This is a genomic window from Pseudomonas sp. FSL R10-1350 (genome assembly GCF_009600525.1).
GTDB classification, from domain to species: domain Bacteria; phylum Pseudomonadota; class Gammaproteobacteria; order Pseudomonadales; family Pseudomonadaceae; genus Aquipseudomonas; species Aquipseudomonas helleri.
Map to the genome: position 1 here is coordinate 1 of NZ_WIVR01000272.1, position 201 is coordinate 201.

Sequence of the window (201 nt, forward strand, 5' to 3'; positions counted from 1 at the left end):
GGTTTTTAAAGGCGTGTGCCTGATTGACCTGCCCAGCGCGCAGTTCACGCTGGACGAATGGCGCAAGATCTACAACTACGAGCGCCCGCACGGTGGCATAGGCATGCAGGTACCAGCGTCTCGTTATACGCCCAGCGCACGGGAGTATCAGGAGGTGCTACCTGCCATCGAGTACGGTGCTGAGCTTCATGTACGAAAGGT

At 57.7% G+C, this 201-nt stretch carries 1 protein-coding gene; it reads left to right on the forward strand.

Features of this window, described 5'->3' with window-relative positions; translation table 11 throughout:
* A partial coding sequence (locus tag GHO25_RS26055; RefSeq protein ID WP_153393507.1) for an integrase core domain-containing protein occupies nt 1-201 on the forward strand: 201 nt, incomplete at both ends.